Consider the following 16,691-nt stretch of genomic DNA (forward strand, 5'->3'; position numbering starts at 1 on the left):
GTGAATCTGCCCGAATGCCTGAGTACCGACCTGCTCCCGCTCCCCGGGGTTCTCCCGTACGCTCCGGTACCGGCGTTGGTCGCGAAAAGAGCGATGAGGCAGTACTTCTCCCGTTTCTTCGCATTCTACCGGCGCTCGTCGCGGCGCCGGTCATCGGCATCTGTCCCGGTTCGGGCCCTTAGTCGGGGCCCCGGCCGACGCCGCCAACCAACAGGGGGCAGTGCATGTTCGGTAAGCGACTCGTGGTCGACATGATCGACCGCAGTTCGGAGAACCAGACGGATCGGCGCCGATTCCTGCGGGCGGCCGGAGCGGCCGGCCTGGGCGCGGTGGGGGCCGGCGTCGTGGGCGGGAGCGTCCTGGGGGCCGGGCCGGCCCAGGCCAGTGTCCCGGCCACCGACGAGGTCGAGGCGGCGGCCGCTCCCAGTGACGGGGCCGTCCTGAACTTCGCCCTCAACCTGGAGTACCTGGAGGCGGAGTACTACTCGTTCGCCGTGCACGGGCACGGCCTGGCCGACAAGCTCACCAGCGGCAAGGAGCGCCGGGGAGGGGTGATCGGCGGCAAGAAGGTGCCGTTCCGCAGCAAGCGCATCCACCAGTACGCCGCCGAGATCGCCGGGGACGAACTGGCCCACGTGAAGTTCCTGCGCTCGGCCCTGGGCAGCGCGGCTGTGTCGCGGCCGCGGATCGACATCCGCAACAGCTTCACCGCTGCCGCCCGGGCGGCCGGTCTGATCGGGGCCAAGCAGTCGTTCGACCCGTTCGCCAGCGAGGACAACTTCCTCCTGGGCGCCTACTTGTTCGAGGACGTCGGGGTGACCGCCTACAAGGGCGCGGCTCCGCTGATCGACAACAAGACCTACTTGGAGGCGGCCGCGGGCATCCTGGCGGTGGAGGCCTACCACGCCGCCACGATCCGCACCGCCCTGTACGAGAAGGGCATGTTCGACGCGGCGGCGAAGATCTCCAAGGCCCGCGACACCCTCGACGGTGGCAAGGACAAGGACCAGGGGGTGCGCTGGAAGGGCGACGCGAACATCGTGCCGGCCGCGATGAGTGGCATCGCCTTCAGTCGTTCCCCGGGCCAGGTGCTGAACATCGTCTACCTCAACCCGGGGTCGGTGAAGAAGGGCGGCTTCTTCCCCAACGGGGTCCATGGTGCGGTGAACACCAGCGCCTGAAGGTCCGTGCCCGGGGTGCCCGCCGTGACGGGCGCCCCGGGCCACCCGTTCCGCAGCGGCAGGAGAAGCAACGCGTGCAGGTAAATCCCGGGCCCGGGCCCGGTTTCGCCCCGGCCCCGCCGAAGGCCCCGGCCCGGCCGGTCGGCCTGGTCACGGTGCTCGGGCCGGCCTTCGTGGCCGCGATCGCCTACGTGGACCCGGGCAATTTCGCCACCAACTTCCAGGCCGGGGCCAGCACCGGCTACCAGCTGGTGTGGATCGTGGTGATGGCCAACCTGGTGGCCATGCCGATCCAGTTCCTGTCGGCCAAGCTGGGGGTGGTCACCGGCCGGAGCCTGCCGCAGCTGTGCCGCGAGCGCCTGCCCCGCCCGATGGCCCGCCTGATGTGGGGGCAGGCCGAGGTCGTGGCGATGGCCACCGACCTGGCCGAGTTCATCGGGGCCGCGGTCGGGCTCAAGCTGCTGTTCGACATGCCCTTCCCGATGGCCGCCCTGGTCACCGCGCTCGCCGCGTTCGCTGTGCTGTCGCTGCAGCGGCGCGGGCACCGTCCGTTCGAGGTCGCCGTCACCGCCGCGCTGATCCTGATCGGGGCCGGCTTCGCCTACCTGGCCCTGCGGATCCCGCCGGAACCGGCCGCCCTGGTCCACGGCCTGCAGCCCTCGCTGAGCGGCGACGACACCCTGCTCCTGGCCGTCGGCATCATCGGCGCCACGGTCATGCCGCACGCCATCTACCTGCACTCCGGGCTGACCGGCGGCCGGATCGACGTGCGCGACGTGGACGAGCGGGTCCGGGTGCTGCGCCTGGGCCGGGTCGACATCGTCGTGGCGATGAGCCTGGCCGGGCTGGTCAACCTCACCATGCTGGCGGTCTCGGCCGAACTGTTCCACGGCCACGCCGGTGACCTCACCCTCGAGGGGGTGCACTCCGGCCTGGCCGAGACGGTGGGCGGCGGTGCGGCGCTCGCCTTCGCCGTGGCGCTCCTGGCCTCCGGGGTCTCCTCGGCCGGGGTGGGGACCGCGGCCGGGCAGGTGATCATGGACGGCTTCCTGCGCCGCCGCCTGAGCCTGGTGCTGCGCCGGGCCGTCACCATGGTCCCGGCGGTGGTGGTGCTCTGCTCCGGGGTCGACCCCACCCAGGTGCTCGTCCTGAGCCAGGTGGTGCTCAGCTTCGGCATCCCCCCGGCCCTGATCGCGCTGACCGCGCTGACCGGCAGCCGGGCGGTGATGGGCGAGCACGCCAACACACCGCGGCTGAACGCCCTGATGGTGCTGATCACGCTGGTGCTGACCGGGATGAACGCGGTGGTCGTGGTCCTGCAGTTCACCTGATGAGGCGTGTGCAAGCATCCAGGGATGCAGCGCGCAGGTCTTCGTCTGGCCGGTTTCGTGGCCGTGCTGGTCACCCTGGGCCTGCTCACCACGTTCTTCCTGCCGGTCTCGGCCGACGGGCTCAGGGCCGGGGTGGACCGGTTCGGGGTCTTCGCGCTGCCGGTGTTCATGGCGGTCAGTGCCCTGCTGTCGCTGGTCTTCGTGCCCGGCCCGCTGCTGTCGGCCGCGTCCGGCGCGTTGTTCGGCACCGCCCTGGGGTTCACCTCCGGCCTGGTCACCTCGGTGGTCACGGCGGTGCTGGCCCTGCTCATCGCCCGCCGGGCGGGGGCCCCGGCGGTGGCCGAGCTCAGCAACGAACGGGTGCTGGCCCTGACCGACCTGGCCCGGGAGCACGGCACGCTCGCAGTGGTCCTGCAGCGGCTGATCCCCGGGATCCCGGACACCCCGCTGTCGTACGCGTTCGGCCTGATCGGGTTACGGGCTCACCAGATCGCGCTGGGCACGCTGATCGGCACGGCGCCCAGGGCGTTCGCCTACACGGCGCTCGGGGACGCGGCGGTGTCCGGGAACTCGGGCCTGGCGCTGGTGGCGAGCGGGGTGGGGATCGCCGTGAGTCTGGTCGCGGTGGTGGTCGGCGGCGTCCTGGTGCGCCGAAGGCGCCGGAACGCGCCCGACGACGGGCCGGCTGAGCCGGCCCGTCGGGGTGACGTCTAGCTAGGAACGGCGGATCTTGGCAATCATGGCCTTGTAACTGGCTGCCGCCCGGGGGTTCTGGGTGTCCGAGATGGCGCACCCGCAGTAGCGCGCGCTGTCGTTGAACAGCGAGACGAACCGGATCGAGCCCGGATCTGCATTCTCGCGCCGCTGCAGCCAGTCGTAGACCACCTCGAAGAACCGCGGGTTGTCGCCGCCGGAGGCCCGGGACCCGGAGTAGACGCTGAACTCACCCACGGCGAACGGCACCCCCTTGGCGCGGGCGAAGTCGTACCAGTAGTCCCAGCCGTACTTCTGGGTGAAGTGCCGGTCGATGCTGGCCTGGCTGGTGTACGGCGACCACCAGTCGTAGGCGTCGAGCGCGATCACGTCGACCTTGCCGTCCACGTAGAGGCTCTCGACCGCGGCGACGGTGCCGTTCTGGGCCCCGCCCTCGTTGGGGTTGAACACGATCTGCAGGCCCGGGGCGGCCGAGCGCAGCAGGTCGACCGCCCGGGAGAACTGCCCGCGCCAGTCCCCGGCGTCGGTGGCGTGCGAGAAGCAGCAGTTCATCTCCCAGCCCAGGCGCACCAGGGCGTCCGGGTCGACGGCGGCGATCTTCGTGCCCAGGTCCTTCCAGTTCTGGTCGCTGCCGGCGTTGCGGTCGTCGGTCCACAGCGGCACCGACAGGATGAAGTCGTCACGCTCGGCCCGGAAGCCGGCCGGCACCGTGGCGGCCCACCAGTCCTGCAGCTGGGCCCGCCAGTTGGTGCGGGTGGTGTAGGCGGCGACGTTGTCGACCGGGGCGCCCCGCCAGGCGGCGAACCGCGTGGCCCGGGTGCTGGAGTGCTCGAAGAAACCGCCGTCGCTCCAGGGCATTCCGGAGGCGTACCGTGACGGGCCGCCCGGTTCCGCAGTGGGAGTCACGGTGGGAGTCACGGTGGGGGTCACAGTGGGCGTTGCGGTGGGTTCCTCGGTCGGACCGGCGGTCGGTGTCTCGGTCGGGATCGGGGTGTCCGGGTGGGCCAGGATGTAGTTGCGCACCGTCTGGTTCGCGTCCAGGGCCTGCTGCTGCGTGGGACTGGCCACCGCGCCGCCGTTCTCGGCATCCTCCGCGTAGGCGCCACCGGCTGCCACCCCGGCGGTGATCGCCAGGGCGGCGGCGAGCGCGGCACTGACCGGATGAATGCGTCTCATGGGCTCTCCTGTGGGTCCGTCCGATCCGGCGGATACGGCAAAAGCCGCCGAGGGCAGCGGTTTCTGCCCTCGATGACCCATTCGGAGAACGTTGTGATCAACTCACCTGCACCGGTGACCGCTCCACCCGTACGGGGGACAGGCATCTGGGGGGTATCCGGCAAAACGACAGCAGGACCCGTGACCGGCGGCCACGGATCCTGCTGCTGCGTTCTCGGGGGACTACTTGGTGAGCGGGCCGAGCGTCGGGTCGTCGGCGTAGGCCTCGGCCGCGTTCTCCTTGGTCACGATCACCGGGTCGAGCAGGTACGACGGGATGACCTTGACGCCGTTGTCGTAGGACTCGGTGTCGTTGACCTCGGGCTCGTCGCCGGCCTGCAGCGACTTGACCATGGTGATGGTCTGGGCCACCAGCTTGCGGGTGTCCTTGTTGATCGTGGAGTACTGCTTACCGGCCATGATCGACTTCACCGACTCCACCTCGGAGTCCTGACCGGTCACCACCGGCACCGGCTTGCCGGCCCCCTCGACCGAGGTGAGGATGGCGCGGGCCAGGTTGTCGTTCGGCGACAGCACCCCGTCCAGCTCCTTGTCCCCGGTGTAGGCCGAGTTCAGCAGCGAGTCCATCCGCGACTGGGCGTTCTCGGCCTCCCAGCCCTGGGTGGCGGTCTGCTTGATGTCGGTCTGCTTCGAGCCCACCACCACGTCACCGGACTCGATGGCCGGCTGCAGGATGCTCATCGCGCCGTCGAAGAACACCTTGGAGTTGTTGTCGTCCGGCGAACCGGAGAACAGCTCGATCGTGTACGGGCCGTTCGGCTTCTTGGCCTTCATCCCGTCCAGCAGCGCCTGGCCCTGCAGCTCGCCCACCTTGAAGTTGTCGAAGGCGACGTAGTAGTCCAGGTCGGGGGTGTTGGCGATCAGCCGGTCGTAGGCGATCACCGTGGCCCCGGACTGCTTGGCCTGGGCCACCTGGGTGGACAGCTGCTTGGCGTCGGTGGCCCCGATGACGATCACCTTGGCGCCCTTGGTGACCATCGCGTTGATCTGCTGCTGCTGGTCGGCCACGGTGGTGGAGGCCCCGGCGTACTGCACGTCGGCCTGGAAACCGGCCTCCTTCAGGCCGTTCGTGAACAGGTCGCCGGCCAGCACCCAGTTCTCCGAGGTCTTGGCCGGCAGCGCCACGCCGACCAGCGAGTCGGCGGCGAAGCCCGCCTCGGCCTCGCCCGTGCTGCCGCCACCGCCGGAGCCGGAGTCGCCCTCGTCGTCGCGCTCGGAACCGCACGCGGTCAGGACCAGAAGTGCTGCGGCGCCGAGGACGACGCCCTTGGTGAGGAGATTACGCATGCTGGATCGGCCCTCCATTGGGTTGGTGAACAGCATCGTTCGGTGATTCGCGGGCAGGTGAATCAACTTGCCGGGGTGGTCGTGCGGTCCTGGTGGCCGCCGTCGGCCAGCGAGACCAGGCCCGGGTCCGGGGGATCGGACCGGAAGGGGCGGGTCAGCGCTTCGATCACCGAGAAGCGGCCCTGGTTCTTGTTGTAGACGTCGAGGGCGACGGCGGCCAGCAGGAACAGGCCCTTGATGATCTGCACCATGTCCGAGCCGGTGCCGATCAGCTGCAGGCCGTTGCTCAGCACCGCCATCACCAGACCACCGACGATGGCCCCGCTGATCGTGCCGAGACCGCCGGAGACCGCGGCGCCGCCGATGAAAACGGCTGCGATGGCGTCCAGTTCCCAGCTCAGACCGTCCTGCGGGCCGGAGGCCGTGGAGCGGGCCACGTAGATCATGCCGGCCAGCGCGGCGAGCACCGACATGTTCATCATGACCATGAAGTTGACCCGCCGGAGCTTGACCCCGGACAGCTCGGCGGCCCGGGCGTTGCCGCCGACCGCGTAGATGTAGCGGCCGCCCGCGGTGTTCCGGGTGTAGAACGAGTAGGCCACGGCCAGCACGAGCAGGATGATCCCGGAGATCGGGAAGCTGGTGCCGACCCGGCCGCCGGCGAAGCGCAGGGTCACGTAGACCACCAGGGCCAGCAGCACGGCGATCCGCACACCGGTGATCCACAGCGGGGCGGGGGTGGCCCCCTCCATCTGCCGGCGCACCTGGCGGGCCCGCAGTTCCCGCACCACCACGGCCACGCAGATCACCAGGCCAAGGATCAGCGTCGGGTTGTTGTACCCGGTGTCCGGTCCCACCTCGGGCAGGTACCCGGCCCCGATGTCGCGGAAACCCTCGGGCACCGGCACGGTGTCGGCGTTGCCGATGTACTGGTTGCCGCCGCGGAACAGCAGCATGCCGGCCAGCGTGACGATGAAGGCGGGCACCCCGATGTAGGCCACCCAGAAGCCCTGCCAGGCGCCGATCGCCGCCCCGACGATCAGCCCGAGCAGGATGCCCAGCGGCCAGGGCAGGTCGTTCTCGGCCATCTGCTTGGCCACCACGATGCCGGTGAACGCGGCCACCGAGCCGACCGAGAGGTCGATGTGCCCGGCCACGATCACCATCAGCATGCCGATGCTCAGGATCGAGATGTAGGCGTACCCCTGGATCAGCGACATCAGGTTGCCCGAGGTGAGCAGCAGCCCGTCGGTGCGGATCTGGAAGAACAGGATGATCGCCACCAGGGTGAAGATCATCCCGAACTGGCGGGCGTTCGAGGTGCCGCCGCCGAAGAGGAAGCGCTGCAGGTCTCTCACGTAGTTCATCGGGTCGGCATCCTCTTCGTCGAGGTCATCTTCTTCATCAGCGTCTCCGGATCGGCCTCGCCCCGGCGGGTCTCACCGGTGATCTGCCCCTCGGCCACGGTGTAGATCCGGTCGCACAGGCCGATCAGCTCGGGCAGTTCCGACGAGATCACGATCACGCCGCGGCCCTGGGCGGCGAGGGACTGGATGATCCCGTAGATCTCGTACTTGGCCCCGACGTCGATGCCCCGGGTGGGCTCGTCCAGGATCAGCAGGTCCGGGTCGGTGAACATCCACTTGGCCAGCACCACCTTCTGCTGGTTGCCGCCGGAGAGTTTCACCACCCCCTCGTCCACCGTGGGGGTCTTGATCCGCAGGCTCTTGCGGTAGCTCTCGGCCTCGCGGTACTGCGCCGCCTTGTCCAGCACGCCGCGGTGGGTGATCTTGCCGAGTTTGGCGGCCACCACCGAGGTCTTGATGTCGTCGAGCAGGTTCAGCCCGATCGCCTTGCGGTCCTCGCTGACGTAGGCCAGGCCGTGCCGGATCGCGTCGGCCACCGACTTCAGCTCGACCTCCCGGCCGTCCTTGAGGATCCGGCCGTGCAGGTAGACCCCGTACGAGCGGCCGAACAGGCTCATCGCCAGCTCGGTGCGCCCGGCCCCCATCAGGCCGGCGAAACCCACGATCTCGCCGCGCCGTACGGTGAAGCTCGAGCCCTTGCAGACCAGCCGCTCGGTCGAGATCGGATGGCGCACGGTCCAGTCGCGCACCTCGAAGAACACGTCCTGGATCTCCGGAGTATGCGGTGGGAAGCGGCTGTTCAGCTCCCGCCCGACCATGCCGCGCACGATCCGGTCCTCGTCGGCGCCGGAGGCGGCGACGTCCAGGGTCTCGATCGTGCGGCCGTCGCGCAGGATCGTGATCGAGTCGGCGACCGCCTCGATCTCGTTCAGCTTGTGCGAGATCATGATCGAGGTGATGCCCCGCTCGCGGAAACCGCGCAGCAGGTCGAGCAGGTGCCGGGAGTCGGTCTCGTTCAGGGCGGCCGTCGGCTCGTCGAGGATCAGCAGCTGCACGTCCTTGGCGAACGCCTTGGCGATCTCCACCAGCTGCTGCTTGCCCACCCCGATGTCCTTGACCAGGGTGTCCGGGTCGTCCCGGAGCCCGACCATCTCCATCAGCTGCAAGGCCCTGTGGTTGGCGCTCTTCCAGTCGATCCGGCCGAACCGCCGCGGCTCGTTGCCGAGGAAGATGTTCTCGGTGATCGACATGCCCGGCACCAGGGCCAGCTCCTGGTGGATGATCACGATGCCGGCCCGCTCGCTGGCCCGGATGTCGGCGAACCGGGTCTCCTCGCCGCGGTAGACGATCGAACCCTGGTACGAGCCGTAGGGGTAGACACCGCTGAGAACCTTCATCAGCGTGGACTTTCCGGCGCCGTTCTCGCCGCAGATCGCGTGGATCTCGCCGGGGCGCACGACGAGGTTCACGTCCGCGAGGGCCTTGACCCCCGGAAACTCCTTGGTGATCGAGCGCATCTCCAGGAGTGGCCCAGCGGCATCCATGCATCCTCCAAAGGTGCTGCCGCGAAAACTTTTCGGTTTCCACGGCCTGGTGTGACCGTTCCCCGCACCGCATCGTCCGTTGCTCGACGAACGCTAAATTCAATTGTTTTACTAAGTCAACGGCGTCCCGCGACTGTGTCGACGAACGGTGAGGGAAGGGGGTTGACTGTGCGCCAGAGGGGAACCAATCTCCCGAAGGTCGGCCAGTACAACCGGGCCGTGGTGCTGGACAAGATCCAGTTCTCGGACGGGGTCAGCCGGGTGGAGATCGCGGAACTGACCGGGTTGACGCCGCAGACGGTCTCCGGCATTGTTCGCCGTCTGATCGCCGAAGGCATCGTGCGGGAAGACGGTGTCGGCCTGTCCAACGGCGGCAAGCCGCGAATGCGCCTGCGGGTCAACGCTTCTTCCGGGCGGGCCGTCGGCGTGCACTTCGACCCGGCCGAACTGTCCTGTGTGGTGGTCGATCTCATGGGGCATCCGCTGGGCAGCCTGCGCCGCCCGACGCCGCCCGACGCCGATCCGGCGAGTATCGCTGCGGCCGTGGCCGATCTGGTGGACAAGGTGCTGGCCGGTGCGGGCGTACCCCGGGAAGACGTTCTAGGTCTCGGTTTTGTAACGCCCGGCCCGATCGCCCACGAGGACGGGCTGCTGATCAGCCCGCCCCAGCTCTCCGACTGGAATCGGGTGCCCCTGAAACGGCTCGTCGCGGAGGCCACCGGATTACCGGTCACCCTCGACAACGACGCGACCGCGGCCGCGATCGGCGAACGCTGGGCCGGGGCCGGCCGGGGCGTGGCCAACGTGGCCTTCTTCTTCGTCGGCACCGGGGTCGGCGGCGGGCTCATCCTCAACCACCAGGTGCACCGCGGGGGCTCGATGAACGCGGCCGAGTTCGGCCACACCTCGGTGTATCCCGACGGCCCGGCCTGCTACTGCGGGAACCGGGGCTGCCTGGAGGCGCTGATCAGCCCCAAGGCGATCACGGCCGACGTGCGGCGCCGGCTCGAGGCCGGCCAGGGCCGGGGGTCGGCGCTACGGCAGCTGCCCGTGCTGGAACACGAGGCGATCTACCGCACCGCCGCTCAGGGCGACGAGTTCGCCGGGCAGATCGTCGCGATCGCCGCCGAGCACCTGGCCACGGTGGTGGTCAACGTGGTGAACATCGTCGACGTCGACCTGGTGGTGCTGGGCGGGCACGGCCTGCGCCATGTGGAGGAGCGGTTCCGCAGCACCGTGGAACAGGCGCTGCAGACCCGCCCGATGGCCCGGCGCATCCGCACCGCCCGGGTCGAACTCTCGCCCCTGGCCCGCGACGCGGTCGCGATCGGCGGAGCGGCCCTGGTGCTCTACGCCACCTACTCGCCCCAGGTGTCCGACCTGCTCTCGTTGTGAAGCCTCAGCGGCGACGGGCCACTGACAGGGAGACCACGAACTGGCCGCCGCCGGAGTCCACCGCCGCACTGACCGGCAGGTCGGGCGCGAGGCGGGAGAACCGGTCTTCCAGCCACTGCGCGGTCTCGGTGGCGTCCTTCTTGTCCGGGCAGCGGGCCACCACCTCACGTCCGCCCTTACGGTGCAGGCGCTCGGCCACCGCCAGCAGCGGCGCCGGATCGGCGATCATCGGGCCGGTCGGCCAGGGGATGACCGGCGTGACCGCACCCTTCTTGGTGTTGCAGGCCCGGTGGGCCAGCCGCTCCGCCCCGGCGAAGTCGTTACCCACCTTGGCCCTCGGCTTGTTGGTCCGGGCGTCGACACTGGGACCACGATCGTCGTTCACCGATGCTTCGGGATCAACCGGCTCGTCGCAGACCCAGCATCGCCAACCATCGTGCTCACCGACGTCTTCAAGCTGACTCATGGAGGTACACGCTAGCCAACGGGTGCATGTGCGGGGCTGGGAACGGCCGGTGGGGGAGACCGCAGGTGGGTGGAGAAAAGGATTTGCGGTCGGAACGGCCGGTCGCCTTCGCTGAGCCGATGCGCGGACGACGGGTGTTCGGGACGCTGCTCGGCGCGGTTCTGGTTCTGGGGATCGCGGATTCGCTGTCACAGCCCTACCTGGCGCTGTTCGCGGCGGTCGAGGCCGGGATGCAGCCGTTCCAGGTGGGGGTGCTGGCCTCGGCGACCGGGCTGGGCGGGATCGTGATCAGCACCTGGCTCGGGCACCGCTTCGACCGGGCGCCCACCCGCTTCTACATCGTGCTGGCCTGCCTGGGCGGAGCGGCCGGCTACGCCCTGCTCACCGTCACCCGCGGGTTCTGGCCGCTGCTGCTGCTCTCGCTGACCCTGCTGGGGGTCGTCGCGGTCGCCTTCCCCCAGCTCTTCGCCCTCGCCCGGCAGGTTATGGGCGACTCCGAAGGCGCGCGCTGGGCGGCGCCGGTGCTGCGGTCGGGCTGGTCACTGGCCTGGGCCCTGGGACCGCTGCTGGGGGCGCTGATCCTGGCCCGCTACAGCTTTTCCGGGCTCTTCTGGGCCAGCGCCGCGGTACTGCTGGGGGCCGCGCTGATGGTTCTGGTGGTGCCGATGAAAGTCGGCCCGGGGCAGGTGACGGCCACCGAAGCGGTGGCCCGCGTACCGCTGCCGCGCGCCCCGATCGTGCTGCTCACGCTCGGCGTGGCGCTGTTCTTCACCTCGATGATCGCCGGTTCGCTGGTGCTGCCCTTCTACGTCACCGACGAACTGGACCTGCCCGCCTCCCGCATGGGCCTGCTGTTCAGCGCCTGCGCCGCGGTGGAGGTGGTGGTGGCCCTGGGGCTGGCGCTGATTCCGCCCGACTGGGGCCGGGCCTGGCTGGTTCCCGGTGGAATGCTGCTGATGACCGGTTATTTCGCGATCACCATGCTGTCCCAGGATCTGACCGGGCTGTTACTCGGCCAGATAGCGCGCGGGGCAGCGATTGCCGTGGTGGGCGCCGCCGGAATCGTCTATTTCCAGGACGTGATGGCCCCGGCGGTCGGGCGGGCCACCACTCTGTTCTCCAACGCCACCACCGCCGGCGTCCTCGGCGCGGGGCTGTTGGCCGGCTCGTGGCTGGAGGTCTTCAGCTACCGCTGGTCTCTGGCCCTGTGCGGTGCCACCGCCCTGCTCGGGGCGGTGGCGTTCGCCTGGGGCGGCAGGCAGCTCTCGAACCAGACTGAGGACGAGGGGACCCGGCCCGTGGAGCCGGGTCCCCTCGTCCTGTGATCGGGTTCTCGTCAGGCCTGGACGAACTGCAGCAGGGCCTTGTTCACCTCGTCCGCGTGGGTCCAGAGCAGGCCGTGCGGCGCGCCCTCGAGCTCCACGTACGTGGCCTCGGGCACCGCCGCAGCGAACCGGCGGCCGGTGACGTCGACCGGCAGGATGCGGTCACCCGTACCGTGCAGGATGAAGGTGGGAAGCCCCGCCTCCTTCACCGCCTGGACATCGGCGCGGAAGTCCTCCAGCCAGGCCGGGACCACCGCGTAGGCGGCCACCGGGGCGCTGCGGGTGGCGGTGTTCCAGCTGGCCCGCACCACCTCCTCGGAGATCTTCGTGCCGAGGTTCTCGTCGAGGTTGTAGAAGTCGTTGTAGAACTGCGTGAACCAGGCGAACCGGTCACTGCGCGCGGCCTGCGCGATACCGTCGAAGTTCTCCCCCGGCACACCCTCGGGGTTGTCGTCGGTCTGCAGCAGGAACGGCTCCAGCGAGGCCAGGAACGCCAGCTTGGCCACCCGCCCGGCACCGTAGCGCGACACGTAACGGGCCAGCTCACCCGTGCCCATCGAGAACCCGACCAGGATCACGTCGTTCAGGTCCAGCTCGGTCAGCAGCGTGTTCAGGTCAGCGGCGAACGTGTCGTAGTCATAGCCACCCGCCACCTTCGACGACGCACCGAAACCACGCCGGTCGTAGGTGATCACCCGATAACCCGCACCCAGCAGCGCCGCGGTCTGCTTCTCCCAGCTGTCACCGTCCAGCGGATAACCGTGGATCAGCACCACCGGCTGACCCTCGCCCTGGTCCTCGTAGTGCAGTTCGATATCGGTCGAGTTCTGCTTACCGACCTTGATCGCGCCCATTGTGGTGTCCTTCCTGGATCCGGCTGGTTTCCGTGAGACGGAGGCAGGTAGCGCAGGGCCGGGCCCAGCTATTCCCCACTACAGCTTCGGGCAGAGTTGTCGAGATTTTGGGGCATGGGGATGCTCGGCTGGGTCGGCTGGATGCCGAAGGGGTCGCCGGTGACGGACGAGTCCTGGCACGCCCGCCACCGGATCGTGCGCCTGACCCTCTGGGTCAGCGTCCCCGTCCTGCTGATCACCGGTCTGCGCGGGCCCCGGCCGCTGACCGAGACCCTGGTCATCACCGGGCTGGTGGCCCTCGTCGGCCTGTCCGCCCGGCTGGTGCGCTCGCGGGAGCTGAAGGCCGAGCTCGCCAGTGTGGCGGTGATCGGAGCCTCGTTCGCCGGGGTGGAACTGTCCGGCGGGCAGATCCACGCCCACCTGTTCATCCTGTCGGCGGTGGCCGTGGTGGCGCTCTACCAGCGCTGGGGGCCCCTGCTCGGCACGATCGCCGCGGTCGGGGTGCACCACTTCGTCTTCGGCCTGCTCGCCCCCGAGCGCGTGTTCAACCTCTCGATGGGCGGTATGCACGGGGTCGGCGGCCAGCACATCCCGACCGGCCTGCTGCTGGTCATGGTGCTCACCCACGTGGTGGCGATCGCCGTGGAGGTGTTCGCGATCCTGGCCTTCTGGCGGTTCAACGAACAGCTCAGCGACCGGCTGCAGTACACCGTGGACCAGCTGCGCCTGCGCGAGGAGGAACTGCACTACCAGGTCACCCACGACTCGCTGACCGGTCTGCCCAACCGGGCCCGGTTCGGCGACGAGGTGATGGACCAGCTGCAGCAGGGCCGGCCGTTCGCCGTGCTGATGCTCGACCTGGACGACTTCAAGCCGGTGAACGACCGGCACGGCCACCACGCCGGCGACCAGCTGCTGATCGCTGTGGCCGAGCGGCTGATCGGCTGCCTGGGCGGCTCGGACCTGCCGGCCCGCCTGGGCGGCGACGAGTTCGCCGTGCTGGTGCGGGAGCGGACCGACCTGCACAGCATCCAGCACGTCGCCGACCGGATCATCGCCGCCATCCACGAGCCCTTCCACCTGCAGGAGGGCGACGTCGCGGTGAGCGTCAGCATGAGCATCGGCATCGCCCAGGCCGACGAGACGCTGACCGCCGCCGACGTGCTGCGCCGCGCCGACTCGGCGATGTACCTGGCCAAGCGGGCCGGGAAGGGGCAGTGGGTGCTGCGTGACGGCGAGCAGCCGCCCGTCGAGGTGCACCCCACCCGCCCCTGAGGTGCCCGTCACACCCGATCAGAGCACGGATGTGGCGCGGGCCACGGGGGAGGGCCGCCCCAACGGGTGAGGTCGGTCTCTCTCGCGTGCACAGGTACCCCCGGGCGGGGCATGGTCGCTTCAGAGGTCGGGAATCCGGACGACGAGGGTGACGTTCAGTACCGATGAGGAGTTGCCGTCACGGCGTTCGTGACACCGGGCCCACCTGGGCCAGGGTCGAAGCGAGCGCCCGAACGAAAGAGGTACCCCGCGTGACCGCCATCGCCCCCGAACTGCAGGCCCCCTCGACGTCCGCCTTCGACGCCGTCCCGGCCCTGACGGCGGCCGACCGCTGCGATGCGACCACCACCACCGTGCGGGAGGGCTCCGGCAGCCCGAACCCGCGCGTGGCCTGCGGCGCCCAGGCGTACGTGACCGCCCTGTTCCCCAGCGGCCGCACCCTGATCTTCTGCGCCCACCACGGTCACAGCCTCGAGGCCAGCCTGGTCCAGCAGGGCGCCGTGATCCGCGACGACTCCGGCGTGCTGCAGCAGAACACCAAGCCGGGCGCCTCCGCCTGAGCCCATCTGATCAGCCTCTCTGCGGCTTCCCGTCACGGACGGGGAGCCGCAGGCTCGTTTTGGCGGGGCAGGGCTGCCTCGAGCCGGGCCAGCCGCTTCCGGGCCTGGCGGGGTGAGAGGGCGACGAAGCCGGTGAGCCAGAGCAGCATGGCCGTCATCACCAGGAACCAGGGCGACCAGGCGAACGCGGCCACGGCGAAGCCGATCGCCAGGGCCAGCATGACGGTCAGCGAGACAGCGATCAGGAACCAGTGGCGCCGGGCGGTCTCGAGCCGTTGCGCGCACAGGTCCCGAGCCGCCCGCACCAGCCGGGGGTCTGCTGGCACCGGGCCTTTGACGCTGGCCCGCCGTGCCTGCTCGAGCTCGTCGGGGTCGAGCCCGGTGAGCTCGGCCTCGCGCCGATTGCGGCGGGCGATGAGCGGAACTCCCACCAGGCCGGGGCCGATCCCGGTGACGAACCCGGACACGGCGTTAGACACGACCCCACCGTCCAGGTCGAAGCCGAGCACCAGCACAGCCACGCGCACCGAGGCCCCGAGCAGGCCGGTGAACACACCCGCGCCGATCGCCAGCAGCCAGACGGGCAGATTCAGCAGTTTGCTCCGCATCTGCGGATCTTGACCCAACCCGGGTGGGACGGCCAGCGGAGAAAATCGGTGGCACGGGGGAGTGGTGCGGTGTGATGCTGATGCCGCGCCAGAACGGTTCTGCGGAAACCCGGTTCGCAGACCACCCGTCCGGAGAGGAGCCGCAGGATGTTCACTCAGACCCTGTTGTGGCGACTTCTCCGTGCGCATCCGGGAGGCCCCGCGCGACCCTGAGCAGGTTCAGGTGTCTTTGAGGGCGCCGCTTCCCGGAACACCCGGGAGGCGGCGTTCTGCGTTGTCTCCCAGAGGGACTTGGCTCAGCTGGTAGAGCGCCGGTCTCCAAAACCGGATGTCGGGGGTTCGAGTCCCTCAGTCCCTGCGCAAGCAGCTAACAGCACGCCCGTGTAGCCCAACTGGCAGAGGCGCCGCACTCAGAATGCGGAGGTTGAAGGTTCGACTCCTTCCACGGGCACTGGCCGGCGGCCGATAGCGTCTCTTCCGTCGAAGATCGCCGAGCCGGTAAGGACGCATTGATGCGCACTCTGATCAGCACCGCTTTCGTCTCGCTCGACGGGGTCGTCGAAGGACCGGGCGGGGAGCCCGGTTACCGGAACTCGGGGTGGACGTTCAAGAACGTCGACTTCGTGCCCGAGGCCTACGAGATCAAGGGCCGGGAGCAGACCGAGGCCGGGGCCATGCTGCTGGGCCGGGTGAGCTACCAGGCCTTCGCCCCGGTCTGGCCGGCGATGGAGGACTTCGCCATCTACAAGGAACTGCCCAAGTACGTCGTCTCCACCACCCTCGGCGAGGACGACCTGGTCGAGGGCTGGGGCGAGACCACGATCCTGCGCTCGGTGCCGGAGGTCGCGGCCCTGAAGGAGACCGAGGGCGGGCCGATCATCGTGCACGGCAGCGCCACGCTCAACCAGGCGCTCTCCGACGCCGGCCTGATCGACCGCTACCACCTGCTGGTCTTCCCGCTGCTGCTGGGCGCGGGCAAGCGGCTGTTCAGCCAGAGCGACAAGGACGTGCAGAAGCTGCAGCTGGTGGAGCACGAGACCTACTCCAACGGCGTGCAGAAGAACGTGTTCGACGTGGTGCGCTAGCTAGCAGTCCTCGGCGGCGTACAGGTCGCAGTCGAGCTCGGCGCCCGTCCCGGTGCTGCTCGTGTCCTCCAGCAGGCCACTGTCGCTGACCTGGTCGAACAGGGCGGCCGCGCCGAGGAAGAACAGCAACAGGGTCAGGACCCAGATGACCACGGTGCCCAGGATCAGGCCGACCACGACGGCCCCCACGGTCTGCCAGAACGACAACGGTTCACGGGTGCGGCGCTGCATCGGACGGCCGTGCTGGGGCTGGGGGTGGTGGGGCTGGTCCTGCTGCCAGTTGTTCGGGTAGCTCACTTCGCTCCTCGGGGGATCGCCAGGGTCACTGGGACGAAGTGTGCTACCCGGAGGTAAGCAGGCGCAGGCGTTTGCGTGATCGCCGGGGCCCACGTCGGTTCGGGTGAACCGCCGGGCCGCCGGTGGTACCCCGTCTCAAGTCGTCCTGACCCATCGTCGATGACAC

Annotated in this window: 16 protein-coding genes and 2 tRNA genes; 10 read left to right on the forward strand and 8 right to left on the reverse strand. The window is 69.5% G+C overall.

The features are described 5' to 3' along the window. Nucleotides 1-224 precede the first annotated feature (224 nt). The 3 genes from QSK18_RS14210 (at nt 225) to QSK18_RS14220 (ending at nt 3,226) form a co-directional block, all read left to right on the forward strand. Nucleotides 225-1,181 carry a ferritin-like domain-containing protein gene (locus QSK18_RS14210; RefSeq protein ID WP_232812483.1) on the forward strand — a complete coding sequence of 319 codons (957 nt, stop codon included), beginning with the start codon at nt 225-227 and terminating at the stop codon, nt 1,179-1,181. 74 nt (nt 1,182-1,255) lie between these two features. Further along, the gene (locus QSK18_RS14215; RefSeq protein WP_232812484.1) at nt 1,256-2,512 is read left to right on the forward strand and encodes an Nramp family divalent metal transporter; all 1,257 of its coding nucleotides are present in this window, start codon (nt 1,256-1,258) and stop codon (nt 2,510-2,512) included. 24 nt (nt 2,513-2,536) lie between these two features. Continuing rightward, nucleotides 2,537-3,226 carry a TVP38/TMEM64 family protein gene (locus QSK18_RS14220; protein WP_232812485.1) on the forward strand — a complete coding sequence of 230 codons (690 nt, stop codon included), beginning with the start codon at nt 2,537-2,539 and terminating at the stop codon, nt 3,224-3,226. Here the strand turns inward: QSK18_RS14220 and QSK18_RS14225 are convergent, their stop codons facing one another. From QSK18_RS14225 to mmsA, 4 genes are all read right to left on the reverse strand, one after another. After that, nucleotides 3,227-4,402 carry a glycoside hydrolase family 26 protein gene (locus QSK18_RS14225; protein ID WP_285619484.1) on the reverse strand — a complete coding sequence of 392 codons (1,176 nt, stop codon included), beginning with the start codon at nt 4,400-4,402 and terminating at the stop codon, nt 3,227-3,229. Between the two features lie 222 nt (nt 4,403-4,624). Beyond that, the gene (locus QSK18_RS14230; RefSeq protein WP_232812487.1) at nt 4,625-5,749 is read right to left on the reverse strand and encodes a substrate-binding domain-containing protein; all 1,125 of its coding nucleotides are present in this window, start codon (nt 5,747-5,749) and stop codon (nt 4,625-4,627) included. A 62-nt stretch (nt 5,750-5,811) separates the two neighbouring features. Continuing rightward, the gene (gene mmsB, locus QSK18_RS14235; protein WP_232812488.1) at nt 5,812-7,116 is read right to left on the reverse strand and encodes a multiple monosaccharide ABC transporter permease; all 1,305 of its coding nucleotides are present in this window, start codon (nt 7,114-7,116) and stop codon (nt 5,812-5,814) included. Beyond that, on the reverse strand, nt 7,113-8,660 hold the full coding sequence (gene mmsA, locus QSK18_RS14240; protein ID WP_285619487.1) for a multiple monosaccharide ABC transporter ATP-binding protein: 1,548 nt from the start codon (nt 8,658-8,660) through the stop codon (nt 7,113-7,115). The genes mmsB and mmsA overlap by 4 nt, the downstream gene beginning before the upstream one ends. A gap of 168 nt (nt 8,661-8,828) precedes the next feature. On the opposite strand from mmsA, the gene QSK18_RS14245 reads away from it, so the two are divergent. Next, nucleotides 8,829-10,055: an ROK family transcriptional regulator gene (locus QSK18_RS14245; RefSeq protein WP_285619488.1), complete on the forward strand. Its 1,227-nt coding sequence runs from the start codon at nt 8,829-8,831 to the stop codon at nt 10,053-10,055. Nucleotides 10,056-10,059: 4 nt separating this feature from the next. On the opposite strand, the gene QSK18_RS14250 is transcribed toward QSK18_RS14245, so the two are convergent. After that, complete coding sequence (locus tag QSK18_RS14250; protein WP_232812491.1) at nt 10,060-10,521, reverse strand: hypothetical protein; 462 nt, start codon at nt 10,519-10,521, stop codon at nt 10,060-10,062. A gap of 119 nt (nt 10,522-10,640) precedes the next feature. On the opposite strand from QSK18_RS14250, the gene QSK18_RS14255 reads away from it, so the two are divergent. Next, complete coding sequence (locus QSK18_RS14255; RefSeq protein WP_232812492.1) at nt 10,641-11,846, forward strand: MFS transporter; 1,206 nt, start codon at nt 10,641-10,643, stop codon at nt 11,844-11,846. An 11-nt stretch (nt 11,847-11,857) separates the two neighbouring features. Here QSK18_RS14255 and QSK18_RS14260 read toward each other — a convergent pair whose 3' ends face one another. Next, nucleotides 11,858-12,700: an alpha/beta fold hydrolase gene (locus QSK18_RS14260; protein ID WP_232812493.1), complete on the reverse strand. Its 843-nt coding sequence runs from the start codon at nt 12,698-12,700 to the stop codon at nt 11,858-11,860. Nucleotides 12,701-12,859: 159 nt separating this feature from the next. Here QSK18_RS14260 and QSK18_RS14265 point away from each other — a divergent pair, with 159 nt between their 5' ends. Further along, the gene (locus QSK18_RS14265; protein ID WP_285619491.1) at nt 12,860-13,975 is read left to right on the forward strand and encodes a GGDEF domain-containing protein; all 1,116 of its coding nucleotides are present in this window, start codon (nt 12,860-12,862) and stop codon (nt 13,973-13,975) included. A gap of 251 nt (nt 13,976-14,226) precedes the next feature. Continuing rightward, a complete protein-coding gene (locus QSK18_RS14270; RefSeq protein ID WP_232812495.1) occupies nt 14,227-14,535 on the forward strand; it encodes a DUF7455 domain-containing protein in 309 nt (102 codons plus the stop codon). A 32-nt stretch (nt 14,536-14,567) separates the two neighbouring features. On the opposite strand, the gene QSK18_RS14275 is transcribed toward QSK18_RS14270, so the two are convergent. Next, on the reverse strand, nt 14,568-15,143 hold the full coding sequence (locus QSK18_RS14275; RefSeq protein ID WP_285619493.1) for a hypothetical protein: 576 nt from the start codon (nt 15,141-15,143) through the stop codon (nt 14,568-14,570). Nucleotides 15,144-15,428: 285 nt separating this feature from the next. Here QSK18_RS14275 and QSK18_RS14280 point away from each other — a divergent pair. The 3 genes from QSK18_RS14280 (at nt 15,429) to QSK18_RS14290 (ending at nt 16,228) form a co-directional block, all read left to right on the forward strand. Continuing rightward, nucleotides 15,429-15,501 (forward strand) — tRNA-Trp (locus tag QSK18_RS14280). A gap of 19 nt (nt 15,502-15,520) precedes the next feature. Further along, nucleotides 15,521-15,594 (forward strand) — tRNA-Leu (locus QSK18_RS14285). Between the two features lie 61 nt (nt 15,595-15,655). Next, nucleotides 15,656-16,228, forward strand: coding sequence for a dihydrofolate reductase family protein (locus QSK18_RS14290; RefSeq protein WP_232812497.1), 573 nt, complete (start codon nt 15,656-15,658; stop codon nt 16,226-16,228). Here the strand turns inward: QSK18_RS14290 and QSK18_RS14295 are convergent, their stop codons facing one another. Next, entirely contained in the window at nt 16,229-16,525 is a 297-nt protein-coding gene (locus QSK18_RS14295) for a hypothetical protein (RefSeq protein ID WP_232812498.1), read from the reverse strand. Nucleotides 16,526-16,691: the final 166 nt, after the last annotated feature.

Source organism: Kineosporia sp. NBRC 101677, assembly GCF_030269265.1.
GTDB classification, from domain to species: domain Bacteria; phylum Actinomycetota; class Actinomycetes; order Actinomycetales; family Kineosporiaceae; genus Kineosporia; species Kineosporia rhizophila.